Source organism: Saccharothrix coeruleofusca (assembly GCF_014648515.1).
In the GTDB taxonomy this organism is placed as follows: domain Bacteria; phylum Actinomycetota; class Actinomycetes; order Mycobacteriales; family Pseudonocardiaceae; genus Actinosynnema; species Actinosynnema coeruleofuscum.
Genome location: NZ_BMRG01000013.1, coordinates 325 through 25,261, shown reverse-complemented (window position 1 = coordinate 25,261; position 24,937 = coordinate 325). Strand labels below are relative to the sequence as shown.

Genomic DNA, 24,937 nt, shown 5'->3' with positions numbered 1-24,937 from the left:
ACCGAGTCGGCGATGGTCTACCTTGGGGCGCAGCTGGATTTCCGGAGGTAAATTCATGGCCAATGCCGACCACGCGCCCGTCCCGATCCCCTTTCCGGGCGCGCCGTCAATCTTCCACCCCGCGCCGGAGCTGAATCATCCGCCGGTTCGCCGACCGGTCGCGGCGAGCGGGTCGCTCGCGCGGAGCACCGACGTCGAGTTCCCCGTGGTGCTGACGTGACCGGTCTGCGCTTCGGCGCGTTCCTGCCCCCGATCCACCCCCTGGGGGAGAGCCCGACGTGGTGGCTGCGCCACGACCTGGACCTGATGGCGCACCTGGACCGGCTGGGCTTCGACGAGGCGTGGATCGGGGAGCACCACTCCACCGGCCGGGACATCATCGCCTCGCCCGAGATCTTCATCGCGGCGGCCGCGGAGCGCACCAGCCGAATCCGCCTGGGAACCGGCATGACCTCGATCACCTACCACCACCCGCTGTGGGTGGCCGACCGGATGGTGATGCTCGACCACCTCACGCGGGGCCGCGTGATGTTCGGGGTCGGACCCGGCTCCCTGCCCGCCGACGTCGCCATGATCGGCATGACCCCCACCCAGAGTCGCGAGCTCCTCGAGACCCATCTCGACGTCATCCAGCGGCTGCTGGCCGGTGAGTCGGTCACCGCGACGGTCGGGAGCCACACGCTGGTCGACGCGACGCTGCAGCTGCGCCCGTTCACCGAGCCGTGCTTCGAGATCGCGGTGGCCGCGACGTCGTCGCCGACCGGCGCACGCCTGGCGGGCAGCCGCGGGGTGAGCCTGATCTCGCTCGGGGCGACCATGACCAAGGGCGGGTTCGACGCGCTGGCGTACCACTGGGGGATCGCCACCGAGCGCGCCGCCCACGCGGGACGGCCCGCGCCCGACCGCTCGACCTGGCGGCTGGTCACCGAAGTGCACGTCGCCGAGACCAGGGAGCAGGCCTACCGCGACGTCGAGTTCGGGCTGCGGGACTGGTTGGAGCACCTGCAGGAGAACGCGGCCGTGCCGGGGCTCACGCTGCCCAGCGGCAGCACGCGGGAGCTGATCGACTTCGTCAACGAGTCGGGCATGGGCGCGATCGGCACGGCCGACGACGTCCGCCGCCAGATCCAGCGCATGGTCGACCAGTCCGGCGGGTTCGGTACCGTGCTGCTGCTGGCGCACGACTGGGCCGACCCCACGGCGGCGTGGCGCTCGTGGGAGCTCATCGCCCGTCAGGTCGCCCCGCACTTCCAGGGGCCGGGGAAGACCCACGCCCAGTCCTCCCGCGACGCCAGGGCCCGCATTCTCGCGCGACGCGAGGAGGCGAGCGTCGCGGCCAGCGCGGCGGTCGAGCACATGACCCGCAAGTACGCCGACGAGGTGGCCGGGAGGGCCTGACCGCGCCGTCGTGACACGCCTGTGCGTGGTCGACGAGCACGGCCAGGGATTGACGTCCGAAGCCGCGCCCGGATGTCGGCGGCGCGTGCTCGTCCTCGGAGCGCGCCGCGACCGGGGTCGGTCGACAGGAGGGTGCGGCCATGAACGCTGGCCTTGAAGTGAGCTGCCCGATGTGCGGAGGTCTCATCGAGGCGACTGACCAGGACGAGCTCATCCGCTTGTCCCAGCTGCACACGCTTGATGCCCACCGCTACAACGTTCCCGCCGAACACGTTTTGGCCGCGATGATGCCCGGTGGTGTCGATCCCGACCGGGGAGAGGACCTGCGATGAACTCCGTAGTGGCGGAATGTCCCACCGTGGACTTCGACATGCTCGATCCCGACTTCGCGCAGGACCCCTACGAGACCATGGGCGCGTGGCGGGCTCTGGGGCCGGTCGTGTACAACTCCCGGCACGACCAGTACATGATCACCTCGCATCACAACTGCTCGCGAGTGCTCGGTGACACCCGCCGCTTCAACTCCGCGAACGTGCTCGCGGAGATGGAGAAAGCGTTCGGCGGGCCGACTTTTCTCGGCATGGACGGTCTCCGGCACCAGACGGTTCGCGAGATCTGGGCGCCGGGGTTCGAGCGCAAGGTCGTCGAGGTCGACTGGCCGGAGCGGATACGACGGGTTGTGGACGTCTACGTCGATCGATTCGTCGAACGCCTTCGGTCCGGCGAATCCCTCGACGCCCTGGCGGAGATGACGCGGATCATCCCGACCATTGTCACCGCCCAACTGCTGGGTGTCGAAGAGGACGTGTACGAGGACTTCATCAAGTGGAGTGACGCCACGGCGGCGGTCCTCAGCGCGCGGCTGGACTCGACTCCGAGGAGTCAGGAGATCTTCGCCGAGGGCGCTGCCGCGGCGGCTGCGCTGAACTCCTACATCGGCGGCCTCGTCGAGAAGCACCGCGCGCTGGGGGTGTCCGATGGCACGCTCATGGCGCAGATGGTGTTCGACGACTTCGCGCCGTCCATGCCCGATCGGGAGATCATAGCGAACGGGACGATGCTGACGGTTGCCGCGAACGAGAGCTCGGCGCAGTTGATGGCGCTGGCCCTGTACGCGCTGGGACGCCATCCCGACCAGCGTCGCGCGCTGGTCGCCGACAGGTCGCTCGTGCCTGCCGCGCTCGAGGAGGTCCACCGCTGGTTGACGCTCACGCAGTCGGTTCTGCGCTACGCGTGCAGCGACGAGTCGCGGGTCCAGGGGGTCACGATCCCCAAGGGTTCCGCGGTCATGCTCCTCCTGGGGGCCGCGAATCGCGATCCCGCTCGCTGGGACGACCCGAACTCCTTCGACATCTTCCGTCCCCGCAAAGCGCATCTGGGCTTCGGCTTCGGGCCGCACATCTGCCTCGGCGTCCACCTGGCCCGGCTGGAGATGAACGTCTGGTTGAACCGGCTGCTGGACAAGCTGCCGGAGTACGAGTTCGCGGGTGACATCGAATTCGGCTCCGACTTCACGCTGCGCGGCCTTCGGGGAGTCCCGATCAAAGCGGCCTGATCGCCAGGGGGAGCGCAGGCCGGAGATGCCGGAGTGCGGCGGGTTTCGCCCGGTCGAGGGTTGAGCCGGGAAACGCGAAGGCCGACGAGCGTGGTCGCTCGTCGGCCTTCGCGGCGATGGGGTCAGCCCGCTTTCCGGGCGGCGGGGGAGTAGTCGTGGAAGCCCCGGCCGCTCTTGCGGCCCAGGAAGCCGCCCTCGATCATGCGCAGCAGCAGGGTGGGAGGCGCGTACTGGGGGTCCTTGAGCTCCTCGTACATCGACTGGCCCACCGAGGCGATGATGTCCAGGCCGATCAGGTCGACCAGGCCCAGGGGCCCGAGCGGGTGGCCGCAGCCCAGGACCATGGCGCGGTCGATGTCGGCGGCGGAGGCGACGCCGGACTCCAGCATGCGCACGGCGGAGATCAGGTACGGGATGAGCAGGGAGTTGACCACGAACCCAGGGCGGTCGGTGGACAGCACGACCTGCTTGCCGAGCACGTCGGTGACGAAGGAGCTGGTGGTGGCCAGGGTCTGGGCGCTGGTGCGCAGCGACGGGGTGACCTCGACCAGGCCCATGACCGGCACCGGGTTGAACAGGTGCACGCCGACGACCCGGCCGGGATCGCCGGTGACCATGGCCAGCTTCATGATCGGGATGGACGAGGTGTTGGAGGCGAGCACGGCCCCCGGCTCGGCCACGACGGCGTCGAGCTCCTCGAACAGGCGCTGCTTGACGACCAGGTCCTCGGCGATGGACTCCAGGATGAACTGGCAGTCGCGCAGGTCCTTGAGCTCCTGGGAGAAGGCGAGCCGGGCGATGGCCTGGTCACGGTCCGAGGGGCTGATCTTCTCCTTGCGCACCAGGCGTTCCAGCGACCCGGTCAGCCGCTCCCGGCCCCGGCGCGCGGAGTCGGCGTCGCGCACGACGACCTGCACGGGCAGCCCGGCCAGGGCGCACACCTCGGCGAAGCCCGCGCCCATGGCCCCGCAGCCGATGACGCCGACGCGCTCCACGCTCATCGCGCGCCCCCGGCCTCGGACCACCGGATCACGCAGTTGCCCATGGACATGCCGCCGCCGAAGGCCGACAGCACGAGCAGGTCGTCCGGCCGCACCTGGCCGGACTTGACGACGTGGTCCAGGGCCACCGGAACCGAGGCGCTGCCGACGTTGCCGTACTGCTCCACGGTCTTGGCGGTGTGCGCCCCGGTCAGTCCACAGCGGACCACCAGCTCGTCCAGCAGCACCCCGTTGGCCTGGTGCGGCACGAAGAAGTCGACCTGGTCGGCGTCCAGCGACACCGAGGCCAGCAGCTTGTCGATGGCGGGCGGCACGTTGTCGAAGACGAAGTCCCGCACGCCACGACCCCGCATGGTGAAGAAGTGGCCGCCGTCGGCGACGGTCCGGGCCGAGGTCGGAACCCGGCTGCCGCCCGCGTTGACCTTGATCAGGTCCTGGTGCTCGCCGCTGGTGCTCAGGTCGACGTCGAGGATGCCGTAGCCCTCGGCCACCTCGCCGACCACGGCCGCCCCGGCCCCGTCGCCGAGCAGCACGCAGGTGCGCCGGTCGTCGAAGTCCAGGATTCGCGAGTACAGGTCGGCCGCCACGACCAGCGCCTTGGCGCCGGGGTGGGTGGCGACCAGGCCGCGGGCCAGCTCCAGGCCGTAGACGAAGCCCGCGCAGACGGTGTTGATGTCCAGGCACGCCGCGTTCTGGGCGCCGATCAGCTGCTGCACGAGGCTGGCGGTGGGCGGCTGGGGGAAGTCACCGGTGGAGGTCGACACGATCAGGTAGCCGACGCGGTCCACCGACAGACCCGCGTGCTCCAGGGCGGCCACGGCGGCGGCCGCGGCGAGATCCGACGTGGCCTCGTTCTCGGCGGCCCAGCGGCGGGTGCTGATGGCGGTCTTGCGCAGGATCCACTCGGCGGTGGCGTCCGGCGTCATGGCGGCGACTTCCTCGTTGGTCACCACCCGCTCCGGCAGGTAGGACCCGGTGCCCAGCAGTCCGATGGCGCGCGTGCTCATTGGCCTCCTCCAGCGAGGTTCATCAGCGGGGCGAGCTGGTCGGCCCCGAGCCGCGCCCGCAGTTCCGGGTTGGTGACGCCGAGTCCGGCCCTCGGCGCCTGGCACAGCACGGCGACCTTGCCCAGGTGCCCGTTGGTCTGCACGAGCCGGGCCGCCTCGCCGATCTCGGTGAGCGGGTAGACCGCCGACATCGTGGGCCTGATCCGACCGGAGCTGATGAGGTCACCGCACTCGAACTGCTCCCGCATGTTGGCCGCGTGGCTGCCGATGACCCGCTTCAGCCGCATCCACAGGTACCGGTTGTCGTAGACGTGCTGGTAACCGCTGCTCGACCCGCAGGTGACGACCACGCCGCCGCGGGCGGCCACGAACAGGGAGACGCCGAAGGTGGCCCGGCCGACGTGCTCGAACACGATGTCGGGGTCGCGGCCCGCGCGCTCGCGGATGAGCGAGCCCAGCCGCTTGCCGATGGCCACCACCTCGGCCGGGTCGTCGGAGGGGTCGCCGCGCAGCCCGAACTCGTTGCGGTCGATGACGATGTCGCAGCCCAGGGCGCGGGCCGCGGCGGCCTTCTCGGGGGAGCTGACGATGCCGACCGGGGTCGCGCCGCCGTTCTTGGCGAACTGCACGGCGTAGCCGCCGAGGCCGCCCGCCGCGCCCCAGACCAGCACCACGTCGCCCTGCTTGAGCCGGGCGCCGTTGCGGCCGACCAGCATGCGGTAGGCGGTGCCCGCGCACAGCGGGTTGACCGCGGCCTCCTCCCAGCTCAGGTGGGCGGGCTTGGGGATGAGCTGGCTGGCCCTGGCCACGGTGTAGTCGGCCAGGGCGCCGAAGTTGGTCTCGAACCCCCAGGCGCGCTGCTCCTCGCCGAGCATGCCGTCGCCGTGGGTGGCGGGCTCCTGGTCGTCCACCTGGATCGGGCTGACCACCACGTGGTCGCCGACGTTCCAGCGGCGCACGCCCGACCCGGTCCGCACGACCACACCCGCGCAGTCCGAGCCGACCACGTGGTAGGGCTGGTCGTGGCGCGCGGCCCAGCCGCCCTGGCGGGCGAACTGCTTGAGGAACTTGAAGGTCGGCAGCGGCTCGAACATCGCCGACCAGACGGTGTTGTAGTTGACGGCGCTGGCCATCACCGCGATCAGCACCTCGTCCGGCGCCAGCTCGGGCATGGGCACGTCGCCGACCCGCAGCGACTTGCGCACGTCCTTGTCCTGCACGCCGAGGAAGAGGTCGGTGTCCTCGACGCTGAGGTGCGCCGCCCGGTAGGACTGCGGGACCGGCGCCCGCAGCAACTCCTCGGGTGTCCCGCCGCCGAGCACGGCCTCCGACAGTGTCGTCATCATCGCTCCCAAGAAGTCACATCCGTCGAAGGATGGCGAAAGTGCTCAGGCCGTCGGGCCAGCCAGCCGGTGATCGCCGAGGCGGTGCTCGCGGCGTGTTCGTCGACCATGCTCAGGTGCGTGCCGGGCACGTCGACGGCGTCGTGGTCGGGGCCCCAGCGGGCCTGCCAGTGCTCGCTTGTGCGGGGCTGGCCGCCCATCCGCTCGGTGGCGCGCAGCAGCAGTGTCGGCACGCCGCTGATCTCGGCGGGTGCCCAGTCGTCGAACAGCCGCAGGTGGTGTGCCATCGCGGTCAGCTCGGCGCCGCGCGGCGGCTGCGTCGCGGTCCACTCGGCGTACGCGTCGCCGAGCAGGTCGAACTGGATCTCGGCCAGACCCGCGCTGCCGGGCAGGTGGCTGTCCAGCAGCACGAGTGACTCCGGTGCGGTGCCGGAATCCTTGAGCAGGGCGGCTGCCGCGTGCGCGATCCAACCGCCGGAGGAGTACCCGACCAGGACGTAGGGGCCGGTCACACTGCCGCGGACCGCCTCGGCGACCGCGGCCACCAGGTCGGTTCGGGTCGGGGAGAGGGTCTCGTGGTCGGCGTAGCCGGTCAACGGCAGCACGGCCATGTTGTGCGTCGTGCGCAGCGCGTCCGCCATCCGCGCGTATTGGTAGACATTGGAGGGCGCGACCACGGACGGGATGCAGATCAGAGTCGGGCCCGCGAGTCCACGGGAGAAACTGACCGGCGCCCGCATCGGCGGCGAGACGGCGCTCACCCGCAGCCGGGCGGCGACGGCCAGCATCTCCAACCCGTCCCGCACCTGCCCCTGCGCGCAGGCCTGGGCGAACAGCGCGGGCAGCGGTTCGGTCGCGGGTGGCGTGGCCGGGCTCTCGGCCGCAGGCGACGGACCCGCCGGTGCGGCGGCGGGGGCGACCGGAAGCGGTTCGAGGTCGTCGAGCGCGGCGAAGCGGTCGGCCAGGTGGGTGGCGACCGCGTACGGCGTCGGCCAGTCGATCACCAGGGCGCGGGGCAGCTCCAGACCGGTGACGGCCCCCAGTCGCTCGGTCATCCAGGCCGCGGTCAGCGAGTCGAAGCCCAGCTCGGCGAAGCCCCGCTGGGCGTCCACGTCCTCGGGCGCGTCGTAGCCCATCAGCTGCGCCGCCTGGTGGCGCACCTCGGCGAGCAGGATCTCCGCCCACTCCTGGCGCGGGCGACCGGCCAACCTGCCGCGCACGGAGGGCATTCGCGGGATCGCCTCGGCGGGCACGGCGTCCGGCGGTGGGACGCCCTTCCCGCCTGCCACGCCCTGGTCGGCCAGCAGGCTCGCACCCGAGGGCAGGTGATCGACCAGCCAGTAGCGGCGGCGCTGGAAGGCGTACGTGGGCAGGTCGAGCTGGGCCGCGCCGGTGCCCGCGTACACCGCGCGCCAGTCGACCGGCACACCGCGGACGAAAAGGGCGGCCACCGCGTCCATCAGCGCGGCCGACTCGGCCCGACCCTGACGCAGCGTCGGCACGAAGGCCCGCTCCGGAACGTCCGGACCGGCAGGGGGCAGGCAGTCCCGGCCCAGGGCGGTGAGGACGCCGCCCGGCCCGAGCTCCAGGAAGGTGGTGACACCGGCCTCGCCCAGGCGCACGACACCGTCCAGGAACCGCACCGCCGCACGGGCCTGGGCGACCCAGTAGTCCGCCGAGCGCATCCGCTCGCCCCGGTCCGCGTCGCCCGGTGCGAGCGGCACGACCGGGATGCGCGGTGCGGCGTAGGAGATGCCCTCGATCGCCGACCGGAAGTCGGCCAGGATCGAGTCGATCCGCGGTGAGTGGAAAGCGTGGCTCACCCGCAGTTCGCGCGAGCGGACACCCTTGTCGGCCAATCTCTCGACCACTGTGGCGAGCGCCTTCTCGTCGCCGGAGAGCACCACCGAGGCGGGACCGTTCACAGCGGCGACGGACACGAGACCGTCCAGTCGATCCAGCATCGGCAGGACGTCTTCTTCGGCCGCGCGCACGGCGACCATCGCGCCGCCGGGCGACATGCCCTGCATGAGCCGGGCACGGGCGGCGACCAGCGCGCAAGCGTCCTCAAGGGACAGTATCCCGGCCACGTGCGCGGCGGTGACCTCGCCGATGGAGTGCCCCGCGACGAAATCCGGCCGCACACCCCACGATTCGACGAGCCGGAACAGGGCGGTCTCGACGGCGAAGAGGGCGGGCTGGGCGAATCCGGTGCGGTCGAGCAGGCCCAGCGCGTCGTCGTCGGCGAAGGTCAGCTCGCGCAGCGAACGGCCGATCGGACCGTCCAGTCGCGCGCAGACGGCGTCGAACGCCTCGGCGAAGACGGGGTGCTCCGCGTAGAGCTCACGGCCCATGCCCAGCTTCTGCGCCCCCTGACCGGTGAACAGGAAGGCCAGCCGGCCGCGCACGGTGGCGCCTGTCGTGACCGCGGCGTCCGGTGTGCCCTGAGCGAGTGCGGTGAGCCCGGCGAGCAGGCCGTCCCGATCGGCGGCCACGACCACCCCGCGGTGCTCCAGGGCGGCGCGAGTGGTGGCCAGTGAGTACCCGACGTCAGTGGGGTCGGCCGGTTCGGCCCGGTTGGTCAGGAAAGCGGCCAGCCGCGCGGCCTGGGCGCGCATGGCGGCCGCGGTGCGGCCGGAAACCGGCCAGGGCACGGCCGCGAGCGTGCGGTGCGCGACGCCGTCGCCCTCTCGTCCAGCCTCCTCTTCGGACACCGCCTCGAGAATGACGTGCGCGTTGGTGCCGCCGATGCCGAAGGCGGAAACGGCGGCACGCCGGGGCCGGTCCTCCGTCTCCGGCCACGGCCGCGACTGGTGCAGGAGCTCGATGTCGCCCGCCGTCCAGTCGACCTCTGTGGACGGCGGGTCGGCGTGCAGCGTCGGTGCCAACACGCCGTGCCGCAGCGACATCACCGTCTTGATCAGACCGCCCACCCCGGCGGCGGACTGGCTGTGGCCCAGGTTGGACTTCAGCGAGCCCAGGAACAGCGGGCGACCGGGCCGCCGGTCCCGCCCGTAGGTGGCCAGCAGCGCCTGGGCCTCGATCGGATCGCCCAGCGTCGTGCCGGTGCCGTGCGCCTCGACGGCGTCGATGTCGGAGGACTTGAGCCCGGCCGCGGCCAGCGCGCGCCGGATCACCCGCTGCTGGGACGGGCCGCTCGGCGCGGTCAGCCCGTTCGACGCCCCGTCCTGGTTGATCGCCGAGCCGCGCAGCACCGCCAGGACCGGGTGCCGGTGGCGGCGGGCGTCGGAAAGCCGCTCGACCACCACCATGCCGACGCCCTCGGCCCAGGACGTGCCGTCCGCGGCGTCGCCGAAGGACTTGCACCGGCCGTCCGGGGCGAGTCCGCGCTGGATGCTGAACTCGACGAACGAGCCCGGCGTGACCAGCACGGAAACGCCACCGACCAGGGCGAGCGAGCAGTCCCCGGCGCGCAGCGCACCCGCCGCGAGGTGCAGGGCGGTCAGCGAGGAGGAACAACCGGTGTCCACGGTCACCGCGGGCCCTTCCAGCCCCAGCAGGTAGGAGATCCTGCCGGAGATGATGGCTCCTGCCAGGCCGCCGAGCAGGAGCCCCTCGAACCCGGTCGGGTAGCGCGCCAGCAGGGCGGCGTAGTCGGTCACGCTCGGGCCCACGAACACCCCGGTCGCGCTGCCGTGCAGCGAGTGCGGATCGATCCGGGCCCTTTCGAGGGCCTGCCACGACGTCTCCAGCAGCAGTCGCTGCTGCGGGTCCATGGCGACGGCCTCGCGGGGCGAGATGCCCCAGAACCCGGCGTCGAAGTCCGCGACGTCGGCCAGGAAGCCGCCCTGCCGGGTGGAGCTGGTGCCGGGGCGATCCGGGTCGGGGTCGTAGAGCGAGTCCAGGTCCCACCCCCGGTCGTCCGGGAACGGGGTGATCGCGTCCCGGCCGGTGACCGCCAGCTCCCAGAGATCCTCCGGTGAGCGCACGCCCCCCGGATAGCGGCAGGCCATGCCGATGATCGCGATCGGCTCGCCCGCCCTCCGCTCGAGCTCCTCCGACCGCTTGCGGGCCTGCATGAGATCCGCCGTGACCACCTTCAGGTAGCGGCGTAGCTTGTCCTCGTTGTCCATCTGCTCCTCGACCTCTCACCGACGCAACAGCACGTTCGCCCGCAGGTGTGCGGGTCACTCGTCCTGGCGGCCGAGTTGCGTGTTGATGAAGCTGAACAGCTCGTCATCGGAAGCCGCGGTCAGCATCGCCACATCGCCTCCGCTGTTCGCGGCCCGCGCCGGGCCCGAAAGCCTGCTGAGCAGCTCTCGCGCCCGGCTGACGAGCACATCGCGCACTTCCGCGTTCTCGGACGGTATCGAGGACAGGGACGCCTCCAGCCGGTCGAACTCGGCGAGTGCCGCGTCCGTCGGTGATGGCACACTATCGGCCACTTCGGAGCGCAGGAACGACGCGAGGCTCGTCGGATTCGGGTAGTCGAACACGAGCGTTGCGGGCAACCGCAACCCCGTCGCCGTGTTGAGCCGGTTGCGCAGCTGGACGGCGAGCAGCGAGTCGAAGCCGACGTCCTTGAAGGCCCGCTTGCGGTCGACCTGCTCCGCGGAGTCGTAGCCGAGCACGGTCGCGACGTGCGAGCAGATCAGGTCGAGCACCGCCGGTTCCCGGTCCTCCTCGGGCAGCGCGGTGAGCTTCTCGATCAGGGCCACACCGCGGGTGGCCGAGCTCGGCGAGTCCACTGTGGACAACGCGCGCACCTCGGGCAGGTCGGCCAGCAGCGGGCTGGGCCTCAGCGAGGTGAACCGGGGGTGGAACCGGGCCCACTCGACTCTGGCCACCACCGGGCACGGCTCGTCCTCGGCGAGGACCCGGTCCAGGGTCGCCAGTCCGGAGTCCACCCGCAGCAGGGGCAGACCGCCGCGGCGCAGCGAGTCGGCCATCTCCTCGTCGTGGGTCAGCATGCCCGCCTCCCACGGGCCCCACGCCACCGAGACGGTGCGGCCGCCGCGGTCGTGCCGCTGCCGGGCCAGGGCGTCGAGGTAGGCGTTGGCAGCCGAGTACGCGGACTGGTTGCCGACGCCCCAGGTCGCCGAGATGGAGCCGAACAGCACCGTCTGGACGCTGTCGTGGTCGAGCAGCTCGTCGAAGTGCGCCGCGCCGAGCACCTTGGCCGCCATGATGTCGCCGAACCCGCCAGGCGTCATGTCGGCGATCGCCCCGCCGTCGAGGCTGGCGGCGGCGTGCACGAGGGTGGTCAGCGGGTGCTCGGCGGGAACGCGGGCCAGCAGTTCGGCCACGGCGGCCCGGTCCGTGACGTCGCAGGCCACCACCGAGGCCGAGACGCCCTTGGCGGCCAGTTCCTCGACCAATTGCCGCGCACCGGCCGCGTCGGCGCCGCTGCGGCTGGCGAGCACCAGGTGTTCGGCACCGCGGTCGGCGAGCCAGCGGGCCACCTCGGCGCCGAGGCCACCCGTGCCACCCGTCACGAGCGCGGTGCCGCTGGTCCGCCAGCGGGTCGGCTCCCGCTCGGGCGTGGCCGCCCTGACCAGACGGCGGGCCAGGACGGCCTGCGGTCGCACGGCGACCTCGTTCTCGTCGCCGCCCGCGAGCACACCGGCCAGTTCGGCGATCGCGTGGTCGTCCACCGTCTCCGGCAGGTCGATCAGGCCACCCCAGAGCCGGGGGTGTTCCAGACCGGCGACCCTCCCGAAGCCCCAGACCAGCGCCTGGGTGGGCGAGCCGATGCGGTCCTGGGGACCGGTCGCCACCGCGCCGCGGGTCACCGCCCAGAGCGGGACGTCGAGCTCGGCGTCGAGCAGGGCCTGGGTGAGCACCACCGTGCCCGCGAGCCCTCGTGACAGCGCCGCCGAGTCGTCGCACGGGGTCTCGTCCTCGGCCAGCAGCGACAGCACCCCGACCGGCTTCGCGCCGTTGGTCGCGAGTTCGCGCAGCCGCTGGGCCAGCGCCGCCCGGTCGAGGTGCCCGCCCGGTACCGCCCAGGTCACCAGGCCGGGCGCGTGGTCGGCGAGGCGGCGCGCGGTTTCCGCGGCCCAGCCGTCGGCCGGTTGCCCCTCGGCCACCACCGCCAGCCAGGTGCCGTTGATCGGCGGGCGCGTGCCGCTGGGCAGCGTGCGCCACTCCACGCGGTAGTGCTCGTCGTCGACGTTGGTGTCGGTCGCGTTGTCCATGGCGATGCGCAGCTGCTCGCGACTGACCGGCCGCGCGACGATGGAGTCGAACGAGGCGACGGGCTCGCCCGCGCCATCGGCGAGCAGCATGGTGGAGGAGTCGGGGCCCGTGCGTCGGAAAGCGACCCGCAGCGAGCTCGCCCCTCGGGTGCGCACGGTGATGCCGCTCCAGGAGAACGGCATCACCGCCCCGTTCTCGCTGTCGACCAGTCCGGCGACCGGCACCTGCAGCGCGGCGTCCAGCAGCGCCGGGTGCAGGCCGAACCGCCCCGCCTCGGTGTGGACGACGCTGGGCAGCGCGACCTCGCCGTACATGTCCTCGCCGTCCCGCCACAGCGCGCGGATCCCGGCGAAGGCAGGCCCGTAGGTGTACCCGCGCTCGGCGAGTCGCGCGTAGACGCCGGTCACGTCGACCGCCTGCGCACCGGTTGGCGGCCAGACCCTCAGATCGCCCGGCGCCGGGCCGGTGCCGACAGGGGCGAGCGTGCCTTCCGCGTGCAGGGTCCACTTGCCGCCCGCGCCGGATTCGGTGCGCCGCGAGTGCACCGTGACCGAACGCCGACCGGTGGAGTCAGCCGCGCCGACCGCGACCTGCACGGCCACGCCCGAGGTCGGCGAAAGCACCAGCGGCGCCTGGAAGATCAGCTCCTCCAGGCGGGCGCAGTCGACGTGCCGCCCGGCGTGGGTGACCAGCTCGACGAAGGCGGCCCCCGGCAGCAGGAGGGTGCCGAGCACGACGTGGTCGGCCAGCCACGGCTGGGTCGCCAGCGACCACCTGCCGGTGAACAGCACCCGGTCGTCGCCCGCCTGCTCCACGGCGGCGCCCAACAGGGGGTGGTCGGCCGACATCAGTCCGAGGTCGGCGGCACTCGCGGTCGCCGCGCCCGCGGTCTCGACCCACAACCGGCGGTGTTGGAACGCGTACGTGGGCAGGTCGATTCGCGCTCCTGCGGGGAATGCCGTCACCCAGCGCACCGGTGCCCCGTGCGCGAAGGCTCGGGCCAGCGAGCGGGTGAACTCGACATCACCGCCGTCCCGCCGCAACGACCACGACGTGGTGACGTCGACGTTTCGCGCCTGGGCCACCGTCTCGACCGCGTCGACCAGCGTCGGGTGCGCGCTGAGCTCCACGAAGCAGCTGTGCTCGTCGTCGAGGAGGGCCTCGACGGCCGTGCTGAACCGCACCGTCTCCCGGAGGTTGTGGTACCAGTAGTCGGCGTTCAGCTCGGTGCCGTCGACCCGCTCGCCGGTGACCGTGGAGTAGAACGGCACTTCCGCCTCGGAAGGCGCGATGTCGGCCAGCGCGTCGACGAGTTCGGCGCGCAGCTCCTCCACCTCCTGCGAGTGCGACGCGTAATCGACCAGCAGCTTGCGCACCGGGACTTCCTCGGCCGCGAGCGCCGCGCACATGCTCTGCAACTCGTCGGCGGGGCCGGAGACGACCACCGACCGCGGCCCGTTGACCGCGGCGACGCCGAGCCCGGCGTAGTCGGCGAGCCGTTCCTGGACCCCGGCGACCGGCAGGCCGATCCAGGCCATGCCGCCGCGCGCGGTCAGGCCGGCGATCAAGCGCGAGCGCAGCGCGGCGATGTGGGCGCCGTCGGCCAGGGTGAGGACACCGGCCACCACGGCGGCCGCGATCTCGCCCTGGGAGTGACCGACCACCGCGGCGGGCTCGACCCCGAGCGAGCGCCACAGCCGGGCCAGCGACACCATGACCGCGAACAGCGCGGGCTGCACCGCGTCCACCCGGTCCAGGCCGGGCGCGTCCTCGGCACCGGTGAGGACGTCCAGCAGGGTGGCGCCGTTCCAGTCGACGTGCGGGGCCAGCGCGGCGTCGCACTCGGTCATGGCCGCGGCGAACAGCGGGCTGGTGCGCCACAGGTCCACGGCCATGCCACGCCACTGGCCACCCTGGCCGGCGAAGACGAAGACCGGCCTGCTCAGGCCACCACCCTCGCCCAGCACGACGTCCGCGTTGGACTCCGCCGTGTCGGCGGCGATCGCGGTGAGCCCCGCCGTCAGCTCGCCCAGGTCCTGGGCGAGGACCACGGCCCGGTGCTCCAACGCGGCTCGGCCGCCGAGCGAACGCCCGAGCGCGTCGAGGTCCACTCCAGGGTGCTCGGCGAGGTAGGCGTTGAGCCTGGCTGCCTGACCGCGCAGTGCCGCCGCGCCGCGCGCCGAGATGACGAACGGCTTGACCGATGGCGCGAGCACCCGATCGGACTCGGGCGCGGCGGGCGGCTGCTCCGGTTCCGGTGCCTGCTCCAGCACCACGTGCACGTTGGTGCCGCTGATCCCGAACGCGGAGACGGCGCCGCGCCGGGGCCGGTCGCGCTCCGGCCAGTGCCGGGCTTCGGTCAGCAGCTTCACCGCGCCGTCCGACCAGTCCACGTGCGGGGTGGGCTTCTCGGCGTTCAACGTCCGGGGCAGCAGGCCGTGCCGCAGCGCCTGCACCATCTTGATCACGCCTGCCACGCCTGCCGCCGCCTGCGCGTGGCCCAGGTTCGACTTCAGCGAGCCGAGCCAGAGCGGGCTCTCCTCGGTGTGCTCCCGCCCGTACGTCGCCAGCAGCGCCTGCACCTCGATCGGGTCGCCGAGCCTGGTGCCGGTGCCGTGTCCCTCCACGACGTCCACGTCGGCGGCCGAGACGCCGGCGTTGGCCAGCGCCTCCCGGATCACGCGCTGCTGCGAGCGGCCGTTGGGCGCGGTCAGGCCGTTGGAGGCGCCGTCCTGGTTCACCGCGGAGCCCTTGACCACCGCGAGGACCTGGTGGCCGTTGCGGCGGGCGTCGGACAGGCGCTCCAGCACGAGCAGTCCGACGCCCTCGGCCCAGCCGGTGCCGTCCGCGTCCGCGCCGAACGCCCGGCAGCGGCCGTCCGGGGAGAGGCCGCCCTGCAGCGCGAACTCCTGGAACACCACCGGTGTGGCCATCACTGCCGCACCGCCTGCCAAGGCGAGGTCGCACTCACCGCTGCGCAGCGCCTGGGCCGCCATGTGCACCGTGGTCAGCGAGGACGAGCAGGCGGTGTCGACCGTCAGCGCGGGTCCTTCGAGGCCGAACTCGTAGGCGATGCGGCCCGAGGCCACGCTGGCCGCCGTGCCGGTCAGCAGGTGGCCCTCCAGCCCCCGCGACTCGCGCGCGAGCAGGTTGCCGTAGTCGTTGGCACTGAGGCCGACGAACACGCCGGTCCTCGTGCCGCGCGTCGCCGACGGGTCGATGCCGGCGCGCTCGAACGCCTCCCACGCCGACTCCAGCAGCAGACGCTGCTGCGGGTCCATCGCGGTGGCCTCACGCGGCGAGATGCCGAAGAACTCGGGATCGAACTCGGTCGCGCCGGGCAGGAAGCCCGCCGCCCTGGTGTTGGTCGTGCCCGAGCGGCCGGGCTCGGGGTCGAACAGCTCGGCCAGGTTCCAGCCGCGGTCGGACGGGAACTCCGCGGCGGCGTCCCGGCCCTGCTCGACCATCGCCCACAGCGCCTCCGGCGAGTCGACCCCACCGCCGTAGCGGCAGGCCATGCCGACGATGACGACCGGGTCGCCGCTGGTGTCGGCCGTGGCGACCGCGGGCGTCGCCTGCGCGGAGGAGTTGGCGCTGACCACCTCGCCGAGCACGTAGTCGGCCAGCGAAGCGGGGCTCGGGTAGTCGAAGACCACCGTCGGGGGCAGCCGCAGGCCGGTGAGCGCGGTGATCCGGTTCCGCAGCTCCACCGAGGCCAGCGAGTCGAAGCCGATGTCCTTGAAGGCCCGGTCCGGCGACAGGCTCGACGCCGAGGTGTGCCCGAGCACGGCCGCGGTCTCGGCGGCGACCGCGTCCAGCACGATCCGATGCCGGGCGGCGGGCGGCCGGGCGAGCAGACGGCGGGTCCACGAGCCCGCGTCGCCGCCACTGGCGACGACGGCACGTCGCACCCGCCCGGAGACCTGGTTGCGCAGCACGGGCGGCACCTGGCCGCGGAACGCGGCCAGGTCGAGCCGGACCGGCAGCACCACCGGGGCGCCGACGGTGAGGGCCGCGTCGAAGAGGGCCAGACCTTCCTCGTCGGATATCGCCTTGATGCCGGAGCGCGTCATCCGCTCCCAGTCGGCCTCCCGCAGCGAGGCCGACATCTGGCTCGCGGTGGCCCACAGACCCCAGTCGAGCGAGACGGCGGGCAGCCCCAACGCGCGGCGGTGCCGGGCAAGAGCGTCCAGGAACGCGTTGGCGGCGGCGTAGTTGGCCTGGCCCGGCGCGCCCAGTGCCCCGACCGCGGAGGAGAACAGCACGAAAGCGGACAGGTCGAGGTCCTCGGTCAGCTCGTGGAGCAGCCAACCGGCGTCCACCTTGGGACGCAGCACGTTGTCGACCTGCTCGGTCGTCAGCGAGCCGACGACGCCGTCATCGCTGACGCCCGCGACGTGCACGACCGCGGTCAGCGGGTGTTCGGCCGGGATCGCGGCCAGCACGCCGAGCAGCGACTCGCGGTCGGCGACGTCGCAGGCGACGGTCGTCACCGAGGCGCCGAGCCCGGTCAGCTCGGCGGCGAACTCGGCGGCGCCGGGGGCGTCCGGGCCGCGCCTGCTCGCCAGCACCAGGTTGCGCACGCCGCGCTCGGCGACCAGGTGCCGGGCGACCAGACCGCCCAGCGTGCCGGAGGCGCCGGTCAGCAGCACGGTCCCGGCCGGATCGGGGGGAACCGGGATGGTGAGGGCGATCTTGCCGACCTGCCGGGCCTGGCTGAGGAAGCGGAACGCGTCCGGCGCCCGGCGGACGTCCCAGGTGGCGATCGGAGGCAGGGTCAGAACGCCGCGGTCGAACAGCTCCAGCACCTCGACCAGCATCTCGTGCACCCGTTCCGGCGCCACCTCGAGCAGGTCGAAGGCCTGGTACCGCACACCGGGGAACGTGTCGGCCGCCCAACCGGCGTCGCGGATGTCGGTCTTGCCCATCTCGACGAACCGGCCGCCGCGCGGCAGCAGCCGCAGCGAGGCGTCCACGAGCTCGTTGGTCAGCGAGTTGAGGACCACGTCGACGCCGCGGCCGCCGGTGGCGCCGAGCAGGTCGGGTTCGAACTGCGCGGTGCGGGAGTTCGAGATCCGTTCGCGGGGGATGCCGAGCTCGTGGACGGCGGCCCACTTGGCGGGGCTGGCGGTGGCGAAGATCTCGGCGCCCAGGTGGGCGGCCAGCTGCACGGCCGCTATGCCGACGCCGCCGGCGGCGGCGTGGATGAGCACGGACTCGCCGGGGCGCAGGTCGGCCACGTCGACCAGCCCGAAGTACGCGGTCAGGTAGGTGATCGGGACGGTCGATGCCTGCAGGTAGGACCACCCGTCCGGGATCGGCACCACCATCCGCTGGTCGGCCACGGCCAGTGGCCCGAACGGCCCGTAGAACAGGCCCATCACCCGGTCGCCGGGCTTGAGGTCGGTGACGCCGGGGCCCACCTCGGTCACCACGCCCGCCCCCTCGCCGCCGAGCACTTCCTGACCGCGCACCAGGCCGAGGGTGGACATGACGTCCCGGAAGTTCATGCCCGCGGCCCGGACGGCCACCCGCACCCAGCCCTCGGCCAGGGGCGCGACCGCCTCCGGCGAGTCGACCAGGGCGAGCCCGTCGAGGGTGCCGGGGCGGGGGGCGGACAGGCGCCACGCGGTCACCCCCTCCGGCACGGCGAGGGTCGTCGAGGAGGAGACCTTGGCCAGGCGCGGCACCAGGACCGCGCCCGCGCGCACCGCGATCTCGTCCTCCCCGGCGCCGAGCGCCGCCACCACGGCCGCGTCGGGCTCACCGGGTGCGAGGTCGACCTGGGCGAGCCTGCCGGGGTGCTCGGCACGCGCCGAGCGGAACAGGCCGTGCAGGGCCGCGCCGACCAGGTCACCGACGTGCTCACCGTCGTAGGTGGCCAACGCGCCGCGGGTGACCAGCACCAGCCGTGAGGTGGCCAGCCGTTCGTCGGCCAGCCAGTGGCGCACCAGTTCGAGCATCCGGTTGACACCCGAGCGCACCTCCTCGGCCGTGTCGCGACCGTGGCCGTGAACGGGAGCGGCCAGCACCACGGAGGGCGCCTCGCCGCCGGCGTCGAGGGCGGCCCGCAGCGCGGGGAAGCCGTCGTACGCCGTGCCTGTCGCGGGCGCTCCGCCGCCCAGGTTCGCCCAGCCTGTGGGCGACGGGACCTCGACCTCACCCGCGGAGATCCACTCGATCTCGTAGAGGGAGTCGTGGGCACGGGGGGCGCCCTGGGCGATCTGCTCCGCGGTGGCGGACCGCAAGGTCAGCGAGTCGACGGACAGCACCGTGCGGCCCGTCCCGTCGGCGACCAGCAGCGCCACCGCGTCCGTCCCCACAGGGGTCAGTCGTACGCGCAGCGCGGAAGCACCGACGGCGTACAGCCGGACGCCCGTCCACGTGAACGGGATGACGCCCCTGGTGGTGCCGGTGACCCCGATCGCGTGCAGAGCGGCGTCCAGCAGGGCGGGGTGCATGCCGTACGCGCCCGCGTCGCCCACGTGCTCGGGCAGGGCCACCTCGGCGAAGACTTCCCCGTCACGCAGCCAAGCGGCCTTCAGGCCGCGGAACACCGGCCCGTAGCCGTACCCGGCCGCGGCGAAGTTCTCGTAGAGATCACCGAGGTCGACCTCCTCGACACCGGCGGGTGGCCACTGGGCCATCTCGGGGTCGTCGCGGCGCACACCAGCGGTCGCTGAGACGAAGCCGCTGGCGTGCCGCGTCCAGGCCCCGTCGACGTCGGGTGAGTCCGGGTCCTGCTGCTGCGACCAGATGGTGATCGACCGTCGGCCGGTGGACTCCTCCGGCTCGCCGATCACGATCTGCAGCGCCACGCCGCCCCGTTCCAGCAGCAGCGGGGTCTCGATGGTCAGGTCCTCGACCAGCTCGCAGCCGACCTGGTCCGCCGCGCGCAGCGCGAACTCGACGAACGCGGTGCCGGGCAGCAGGACGCGGTCGAACAGGGCGTGGTCGGCGAGCCAGGGCTGGGTGGACAGCGACAGCCTGCCGGTGCACAGGAAGCCGCCGTCGTTGGCCAGCGAGACGCCCGCACCCAGCAGCGGGGCGTCCACCGGGCGCAGGCCGATCGAGCCGAGGTCGTGCCCCCCGACGTGGCTGGTCTCCAGCCAGAAGCGTTCGCGCTCGAACGCGTAGGTGGGCAGGTCGACGCGCTGCGCGCCGGTGCCCGCGAAGAAGGCCGCCCAGTCCACCTCGACGCCCGCGTTGTGCAGGGTGGCCATCGCCGTCGCGACGCACTCCACCTCGTCGCGCCGACTGCGCAGGGCGGGCACGACCACCACCGGCTCGTCGCCGTAGCACTCGCGCACGTGGCTGGTCATCGACGCGGCGGGCGACAGTTCGATGAACCGGGTGACGCCGTGCTCGCGCAGCCGGGCCACGCCGCCCGCGAGGTCCACCGTGTCGCGCATCTGCCGGACCCAGAACTCGGGGGTGCGCAGCACCTCGGCGGGCACCGCCATCGGGATGGTCGGGGCCGAGTAGGTCAAGGTCTCCACCACGGCCCGGAACTGGGCCAGGATCGGCTCCATCGTGGCCGAGTGGCCCGCGCGGTCGACCCGCACCACGCGGGTCGCGCAGCCGAGCTCGGACAGCCGCGCCACAGCCGCCTCGACCGGGCCCTCCAGCCCCGAGATGGTGACCGCGCTCGGGCTGTTGACGCCGGAGAGCGAGACGCCCTCGATGTCGGCGATGACCGGCTCCACCACGTCGGCGCCTGCCGCGACCGTGGCCATCACGCCCGCGGCCGTGGTCTGGATCAGCCGTGCTCGGGCGGTGACCATGGTGGCCGCGTCTTTGAGCGACAGCACACCCGCGACGTGCGCCGCCGCGATGTCGCCGCAGGACTGGCCGAGCAGGTAGTCGGGCCGCAGACCCCACGACTGGACCAGGCGGTAGAGCGCCACCTCGATCGCGAACAGCGCGGGATGCGCGTACTCGGGCCGGTCCAACGTCGGGCCGCCCTCGGCCATGATCCGCGGCAGCTCGGGGTCGAGCAACCCCAGGACCTCCGAGTACGCCGCGGCGAAGACGGGGAACGCGGCCGCGAGCTGGGCGCCCATGCCGATGCGCTGCGGGCCGTGTCCGGGGAACATCACCGCGGTGAGTCCGCGGCACTCGGTGCCGACGACCGCCGTGGCGCCGCTGCCGCCGCTTGCCAGCAGGTCGAGCTGGGCGAGCAGGTCCTCCTTGCCGCCCGCGACCACGGCGGCGCGGTGCTCGAACGTCACGCGGTGCAGCGCGAGCGAGTTCGCCACGTCGAGCAGGGCGACGTCCTCGTCGGCGAGCCAGTCGCGCAGCCGCGCCGCCTGACCGGCCAGGGCCCGCGGAGTGCGGGCGGAGAGCAGGAAGGGCAAGGCGGTCGGCCGTGCGCTCACCGGCTCGGCCTCGACCGGCTCCGGCGCGGGCGCCTCCTCCAGGATGACGTGCGCGTTGGTGCCGCTCATGCCGAACGACGACACACCCGCCCGGCGCGGCCACTCGTTCTCCGGCCACGGGCGGTTCTCGGTCAGCACCTCGACCCCACCGGCCGACCAGTCCACTTCGCGCGTCGGCTCATCCACGTGCAGCGTCTTGGGCAGGACGCCGTTGCGGATGGCCATCACCGCCTTGATCACGCCCGCGACGCCCGCGGCCGCCTGGGTGTGACCCACGTTCGACTTGAGCGAGCCCAGCCACAGCGGCTCGCCGTCCTTCTTCTTGCGGCCGTAGGTGGCCAGCAGGGCCTGCGCCTCGATCGGGTCGCCCAGCCGGGTGCCGGTGCCGTGCCCCTCGACCAGGTCGACCTGCTCCATCGGGACCTGGCTGTCGGCCAGCGCCGCCTGGATGACCCGTTGTTGGGCGGGGCCGTTGGGCGCGGTCAGGCCGTTGGAGGCGCCGTCCTGGTTGATCGCCGAACCACGGATGACGGCGAGCACCGGGTGACCGTTGGCGCGCGCGTCGGAGAGCCGCTCGAGCAGGACCAGGCCGACACCCTCCGACCAACCGGTGCCGTCCGCGGTGTCCGCGTACGCCTTGCACCGGCCGTTGGGCGCGAGCCCGCGCTGTCGGGCGAAGTCGACCATGACCAGTGGCGAGCACATCGACGCGACGCCGCCGACCAGGGCCATCGTGGACTCGCCGCGGCGCAGGGCCCGAATGGCGTAGTGCATCGCGACCAGCGAGGAGGAACAGGCGGTGTCGACGGTGACAGCGGGGCCCTCGAAGCCGAACATGTACGCGACGCGGCCGGAGAGCACGCTGGGCGCGTTGCCCAGCAGCAGGTAGCCGTCGACCTCGCGGGGCGCGGTGACGGTCAGCGGCACGTAGTCATGGGTGTTCGAGCCGATGAACACGCCCGTCTTGGTGCCGCGGAGGGTCTCCGGGTCGATGCCCGCGCGTTCGAACGACTCCCACGCGGCTTCGAGGACGATCCGCTGCTGCGGGTCCATGGCGAGGGCTTCGCGCGGGGAGATGCCGAAGAAACCCGCGTCGAAGTCGGCCAGGCCGGACATGAAGCCGCCCTCGCGGGAGTACGTCTTGCCGGGCTTGCCGGGCTCCGGGTCGAAGATGCTGTCCATGTCCCAGCCCCGGTCGGTCGGGGCGTCGCCGATCGCGTCGGTCCCGCTGGAGACCAGCTCCCAGAGGTCCTCCGGCGACCAGACGTCGCCGGGCAGGCGGCAGGCCATCGAGACGACGGCGATCGGCTCGGTGTCCTGGGCCTCCATCTCAGTGATCCTCTTGCGAGCCTGGTACAGGTCGCTCGTGACCATCTTGAGGTACTGGCGAAGCTTTTCCTCGTTTTCCACAGGAGAAACCCCATCCGTCTGTGTCTGTTCCAGTGGTCCGGGGGACCCCGGAGTGGTCGACGTACCCCGGACCTGACGTGCCCTGGACACGCGGCAGGCGTCTGATGAGGCCGGCAGCCCGGCGAATCGCGCCGAAAGAAGGCTCGGGTGGGGCCATGATCAAGACTGCCTCTGGGCGGTCGCGTTAACCACCATGGTCTGACGGCGTCAGCGCGGGCACCCCCTAACTCCCCTAGTCGCCGTACCGGTGGAACGACCCCAGCCGCGCGATCCTTGTGGGGTGTCGGTGTCGCAGCCGCGCTGCAAGCATTGGCCGCGAAGCTGGACGGGTGCGTCCCGCTGGTCGCCCGCGACAGACGAGCGAAGGGACGGCGACATGACTGCCGAGCTGTTGGAGAACACGCAGGATCCGGCGGGGACGTCGGCATTCATCTTCAACCAGACCGCGCCGGGACCGGCGAAACCGTGGAGCTGGGCGGAGAACCTGCTGGCGTCCGCGCACACGTACTGGCTGGTCACCACCAGCCCGGACGGTGTCCCGCACAGCAGGCCCCTGTGGGGTGTCTGGGATCAGGACACCTTCCTGTTCTCCAGCCAGAACCGCTGCGGCAGGTTCCTGGAGGTCAACCCGCGGGCCTCGGTGAACCTGCAGGTCGGCGAGGACGTGGTGATGATCGAGGGCAGCTGTTCCAGGGTGATCGCGGTCGACGAGATCAACGTGCTCGCCGAAGCCGTGGGGGTGAAGTACGACTGGAAGCTCTCGGTGACCGAAGGCCGTGTCCACACGCAGTTCGGCCAGAGCGCGCCGGTGTTCCGGTTGACTCCCCAGCGGGTCTACGGTTGGGCGGGTATCGCCGAATGGGAATCCGCGACCAGGTGGGACTTCCCGCGAGCCCGATGACCGTGCTCGCGTCGTCATCCGCTGGATCTGCTTTCTCGACACTCGATTGATCACACTCTTCGTGCGACTGCGCCGCAGCCGCGGTGCGTGAAGTCCGGTGCGCGGCGTTGATCGGGCCATGGCCAGGGATCACGCCGTAGTTCAGGGTGCGTGAAAACACCTGGCCGGGACCGGGAACCGCGAAAACCGAGACGGTGAATCACGCCGGACCTCCGTGCCGGCGGGATCTCTGGCGCCTTCGACTTGATTTTCCGGCACTGGCCGCGGTGGCCCGGAGGACGCGATTTGCGAACGTGGAAGGGGACGACCCAGGTGGATGTCCGCGCCCGGAGTGGCGAAGTCGCGGTGATTGGCGTGTCGTGCCGTTTCCCCGGCGCAGACGGGCCTGGGCAACTGTGGCGGCTTCTGGCTGCGGGACGCCACGCGATCACCGATGGCCCGCCTGGACGTCCTGGACGCGGTGCCTCGGGCAGGACCGTCGCGCCCCCGTGGGGTGGGTACCTCGACGCCGTCGACGAGTTCGACGCCGAGTTCTTCGGCATGTCCACCCGAGAGGCGGCGGCCGCCGATCCGCAGCAGCGACTCGTGCTGGAGCTGGGGTGGGAGGCGCTGGAGGACGCGGGGATCGTGCCGGACAGCGTTCGCGGCGGCCGACTCGGTGTCTTCGTGGGTGCCTTCGCCGACGACTACGCCCATCTCGCGCACCGGAACGGTGCTACCGCTGCGTCGCAGCACACCTACCCCGGCATCGAACGCGCGGTCATCGCCAACCGGCTTTCCCACTTCCTGGACGTGCGCGGGCCCAGCGTGACCGTCGACAGCGGCCAATCGTCATCGCTGGTCGCCGTCCACATGGCCTGCCAGAGCCTGCTCACCGGTGAGTCGGACCTCGCCGTCGCGGGCGGTGTGCAGCTCAACCTGCTGGCGGAGTCCTTGGACATCGCGGACCGCTGGGGACCGCTGTCCCCCGACGGCCGTTGCTACACCTTCGACGCTCGCGCGAATGGTTACGTGCCAGGCGAAGGCGGCGGCCTGGTGGTGCTCAAGAGGCTCGACCGCGCCCTCGCCGACGGTGACACCGTGCGATGCGTGATCCTCGGGAGCGCTGTCAACCACGGCGGCAGCGGTCGCGCCCTGACCCAGCCCAACGAAGCCGCACAACAGGACGTCCTGCGGCGGGCTCATGAGCGCGCTGGAATCAGCGCCACGCAACTCCAGTACGTGGAGCTGCACGGAACCGGGACGCCCGCAGGCGACCCGGTGGAGGCGTCCGCCCTCGGCGCTGCCGTGGGCTCCGCCCGCCCGCGAACGCGACCGCTGCCCGTCGGGTCGGTCAAGACGAACGTGGGGCACCTGGGAGCGGCCGCGGGCGTCGCCGGCCTGATCAAAGTGGCGATGGCGATCCGCCACCGCGAACTCCCCGCCAGTCTCAACTTCGAGCGGGCGAACCCGGACATCGCCCTGGACGAGCTCAACCTCCGAGTCCAGCAGAACCACGGTCCGTGGGAAGCACCCGACCACCCGCTGATCGCCGGCGTCAGTTCCTTCGGGATGGGTGGTACGAACTGCCACCTGGTCGTCGGTGAAGCGCCATCCGACCCGATCACCTCGGACGGGCGACCTGGGACCGGTGAGGCGGACTCCGGGCAGTCACCCGCGATGTTGCCGTTCGTGTTGTCGGCTCGTGGGTTGGGTGCGTTGGGTGGTCAGGCTGCTCGGTTGCGGTCGTTTGTGGTGGAGCGGCCGGATGTGGCGTTGGTCGATCTTGCGTACTCGTTGGTGACC

10 protein-coding genes and 1 pseudogene are annotated in these 24,937 nt (G+C 72.4%); 6 read left to right on the top strand and 5 right to left on the bottom strand.

All coding sequences use genetic code 11. From position 1 onward, the window contains the following. Nucleotides 1-55: 55 nt before the first annotated feature. The 4 genes from IEZ00_RS25900 (at nucleotide 56) to IEZ00_RS25885 (ending at nucleotide 2,953) form a co-directional block, all read left to right on the top strand. Entirely contained in the window at nucleotides 56-220 is a 165-nt protein-coding gene (locus IEZ00_RS25900) for a hypothetical protein (protein ID WP_189225952.1), read from the top strand. Further along, the gene (locus IEZ00_RS25895) at nucleotides 217-1,398 is read left to right on the top strand and encodes an LLM class flavin-dependent oxidoreductase (RefSeq protein ID WP_189225951.1); all 1,182 of its coding nucleotides are present in this window, start codon (nucleotides 217-219) and stop codon (nucleotides 1,396-1,398) included. Before IEZ00_RS25900 ends, IEZ00_RS25895 begins: the two co-directional genes overlap by 4 nt. A gap of 140 nt (nucleotides 1,399-1,538) precedes the next feature. Continuing rightward, complete coding sequence (locus tag IEZ00_RS25890; RefSeq protein WP_209620344.1) at nucleotides 1,539-1,730, top strand: hypothetical protein; 192 nt, start codon at nucleotides 1,539-1,541, stop codon at nucleotides 1,728-1,730. Nucleotides 1,731-1,756: 26 nt separating this feature from the next. Further along, nucleotides 1,757-2,953 (top strand): cytochrome P450, encoded by a 1,197-nt coding sequence (locus IEZ00_RS25885; RefSeq protein WP_189225950.1) that lies wholly within the window; start codon nucleotides 1,757-1,759, stop codon nucleotides 2,951-2,953. Nucleotides 2,954-3,075: 122 nt separating this feature from the next. On the opposite strand, the gene IEZ00_RS25880 is transcribed toward IEZ00_RS25885, so the two are convergent. The 5 genes and pseudogenes from IEZ00_RS25880 to IEZ00_RS25860 form a co-directional block, all read right to left on the bottom strand. Then, a complete protein-coding gene (locus tag IEZ00_RS25880; protein WP_189225949.1) occupies nucleotides 3,076-3,954 on the bottom strand; it encodes a 3-hydroxybutyryl-CoA dehydrogenase in 879 nt (292 codons plus the stop codon). Beyond that, nucleotides 3,951-4,961, bottom strand: a complete 1,011-nt coding sequence (locus tag IEZ00_RS25875; RefSeq protein ID WP_189225948.1) for a 3-oxoacyl-ACP synthase III family protein — start codon at nucleotides 4,959-4,961, stop codon at nucleotides 3,951-3,953. Before IEZ00_RS25875 ends, IEZ00_RS25880 begins: the two co-directional genes overlap by 4 nt. After that, nucleotides 4,958-6,304, bottom strand: a complete 1,347-nt coding sequence (ccrA, locus tag IEZ00_RS25870; RefSeq protein ID WP_189225947.1) for a crotonyl-CoA carboxylase/reductase — start codon at nucleotides 6,302-6,304, stop codon at nucleotides 4,958-4,960. Before ccrA ends, IEZ00_RS25875 begins: the two co-directional genes overlap by 4 nt. After that, nucleotides 6,304-10,305 (bottom strand): annotated as a pseudogene (locus IEZ00_RS25865) (type I polyketide synthase); the annotation flags it as partial. The pseudogene IEZ00_RS25865 and the gene ccrA, both read right to left, overlap by 1 nt. 147 nt (nucleotides 10,306-10,452) lie before the next feature. Next, nucleotides 10,453-22,251: a type I polyketide synthase gene (locus IEZ00_RS25860; protein WP_189225945.1), complete on the bottom strand. Its 11,799-nt coding sequence runs from the start codon at nucleotides 22,249-22,251 to the stop codon at nucleotides 10,453-10,455. Nucleotides 22,252-22,531: 280 nt separating this feature from the next. Here IEZ00_RS25860 and IEZ00_RS25855 point away from each other — a divergent pair, with 280 nt between their 5' ends. After that, the gene (locus IEZ00_RS25855) at nucleotides 22,532-23,152 is read left to right on the top strand and encodes a pyridoxamine 5'-phosphate oxidase family protein (RefSeq protein ID WP_229796089.1); all 621 of its coding nucleotides are present in this window, start codon (nucleotides 22,532-22,534) and stop codon (nucleotides 23,150-23,152) included. A gap of 312 nt (nucleotides 23,153-23,464) precedes the next feature. Then, nucleotides 23,465-24,937: beta-ketoacyl synthase N-terminal-like domain-containing protein (locus tag IEZ00_RS25850; RefSeq protein ID WP_229796088.1), on the top strand; the 1,473-nt coding region annotated here is incomplete at its 3' end.

Excerpts from the sequence above, each read along its gene's own strand:
- IEZ00_RS25875 (WP_189225948.1), bottom strand. The coding sequence starts at position 4,961 with ATGAGCACGCGCGCCATCGGACTGCTGGGCACCGGGTCCTACCTGCCG.
- IEZ00_RS25890 (WP_209620344.1), top strand. The coding sequence starts at position 1,539 with ATGAACGCTGGCCTTGAAGTGAGCTGCCCGATGTGCGGAGGTCTCATC.
- ccrA (WP_189225947.1), bottom strand. The coding sequence starts at position 6,304 with ATGACGACACTGTCGGAGGCCGTGCTCGGCGGCGGGACACCCGAGGAG.
- IEZ00_RS25900 (WP_189225952.1), top strand. The coding sequence starts at position 56 with ATGGCCAATGCCGACCACGCGCCCGTCCCGATCCCCTTTCCGGGCGCG.
- IEZ00_RS25880 (WP_189225949.1), bottom strand. The coding sequence starts at position 3,954 with ATGAGCGTGGAGCGCGTCGGCGTCATCGGCTGCGGGGCCATGGGCGCG.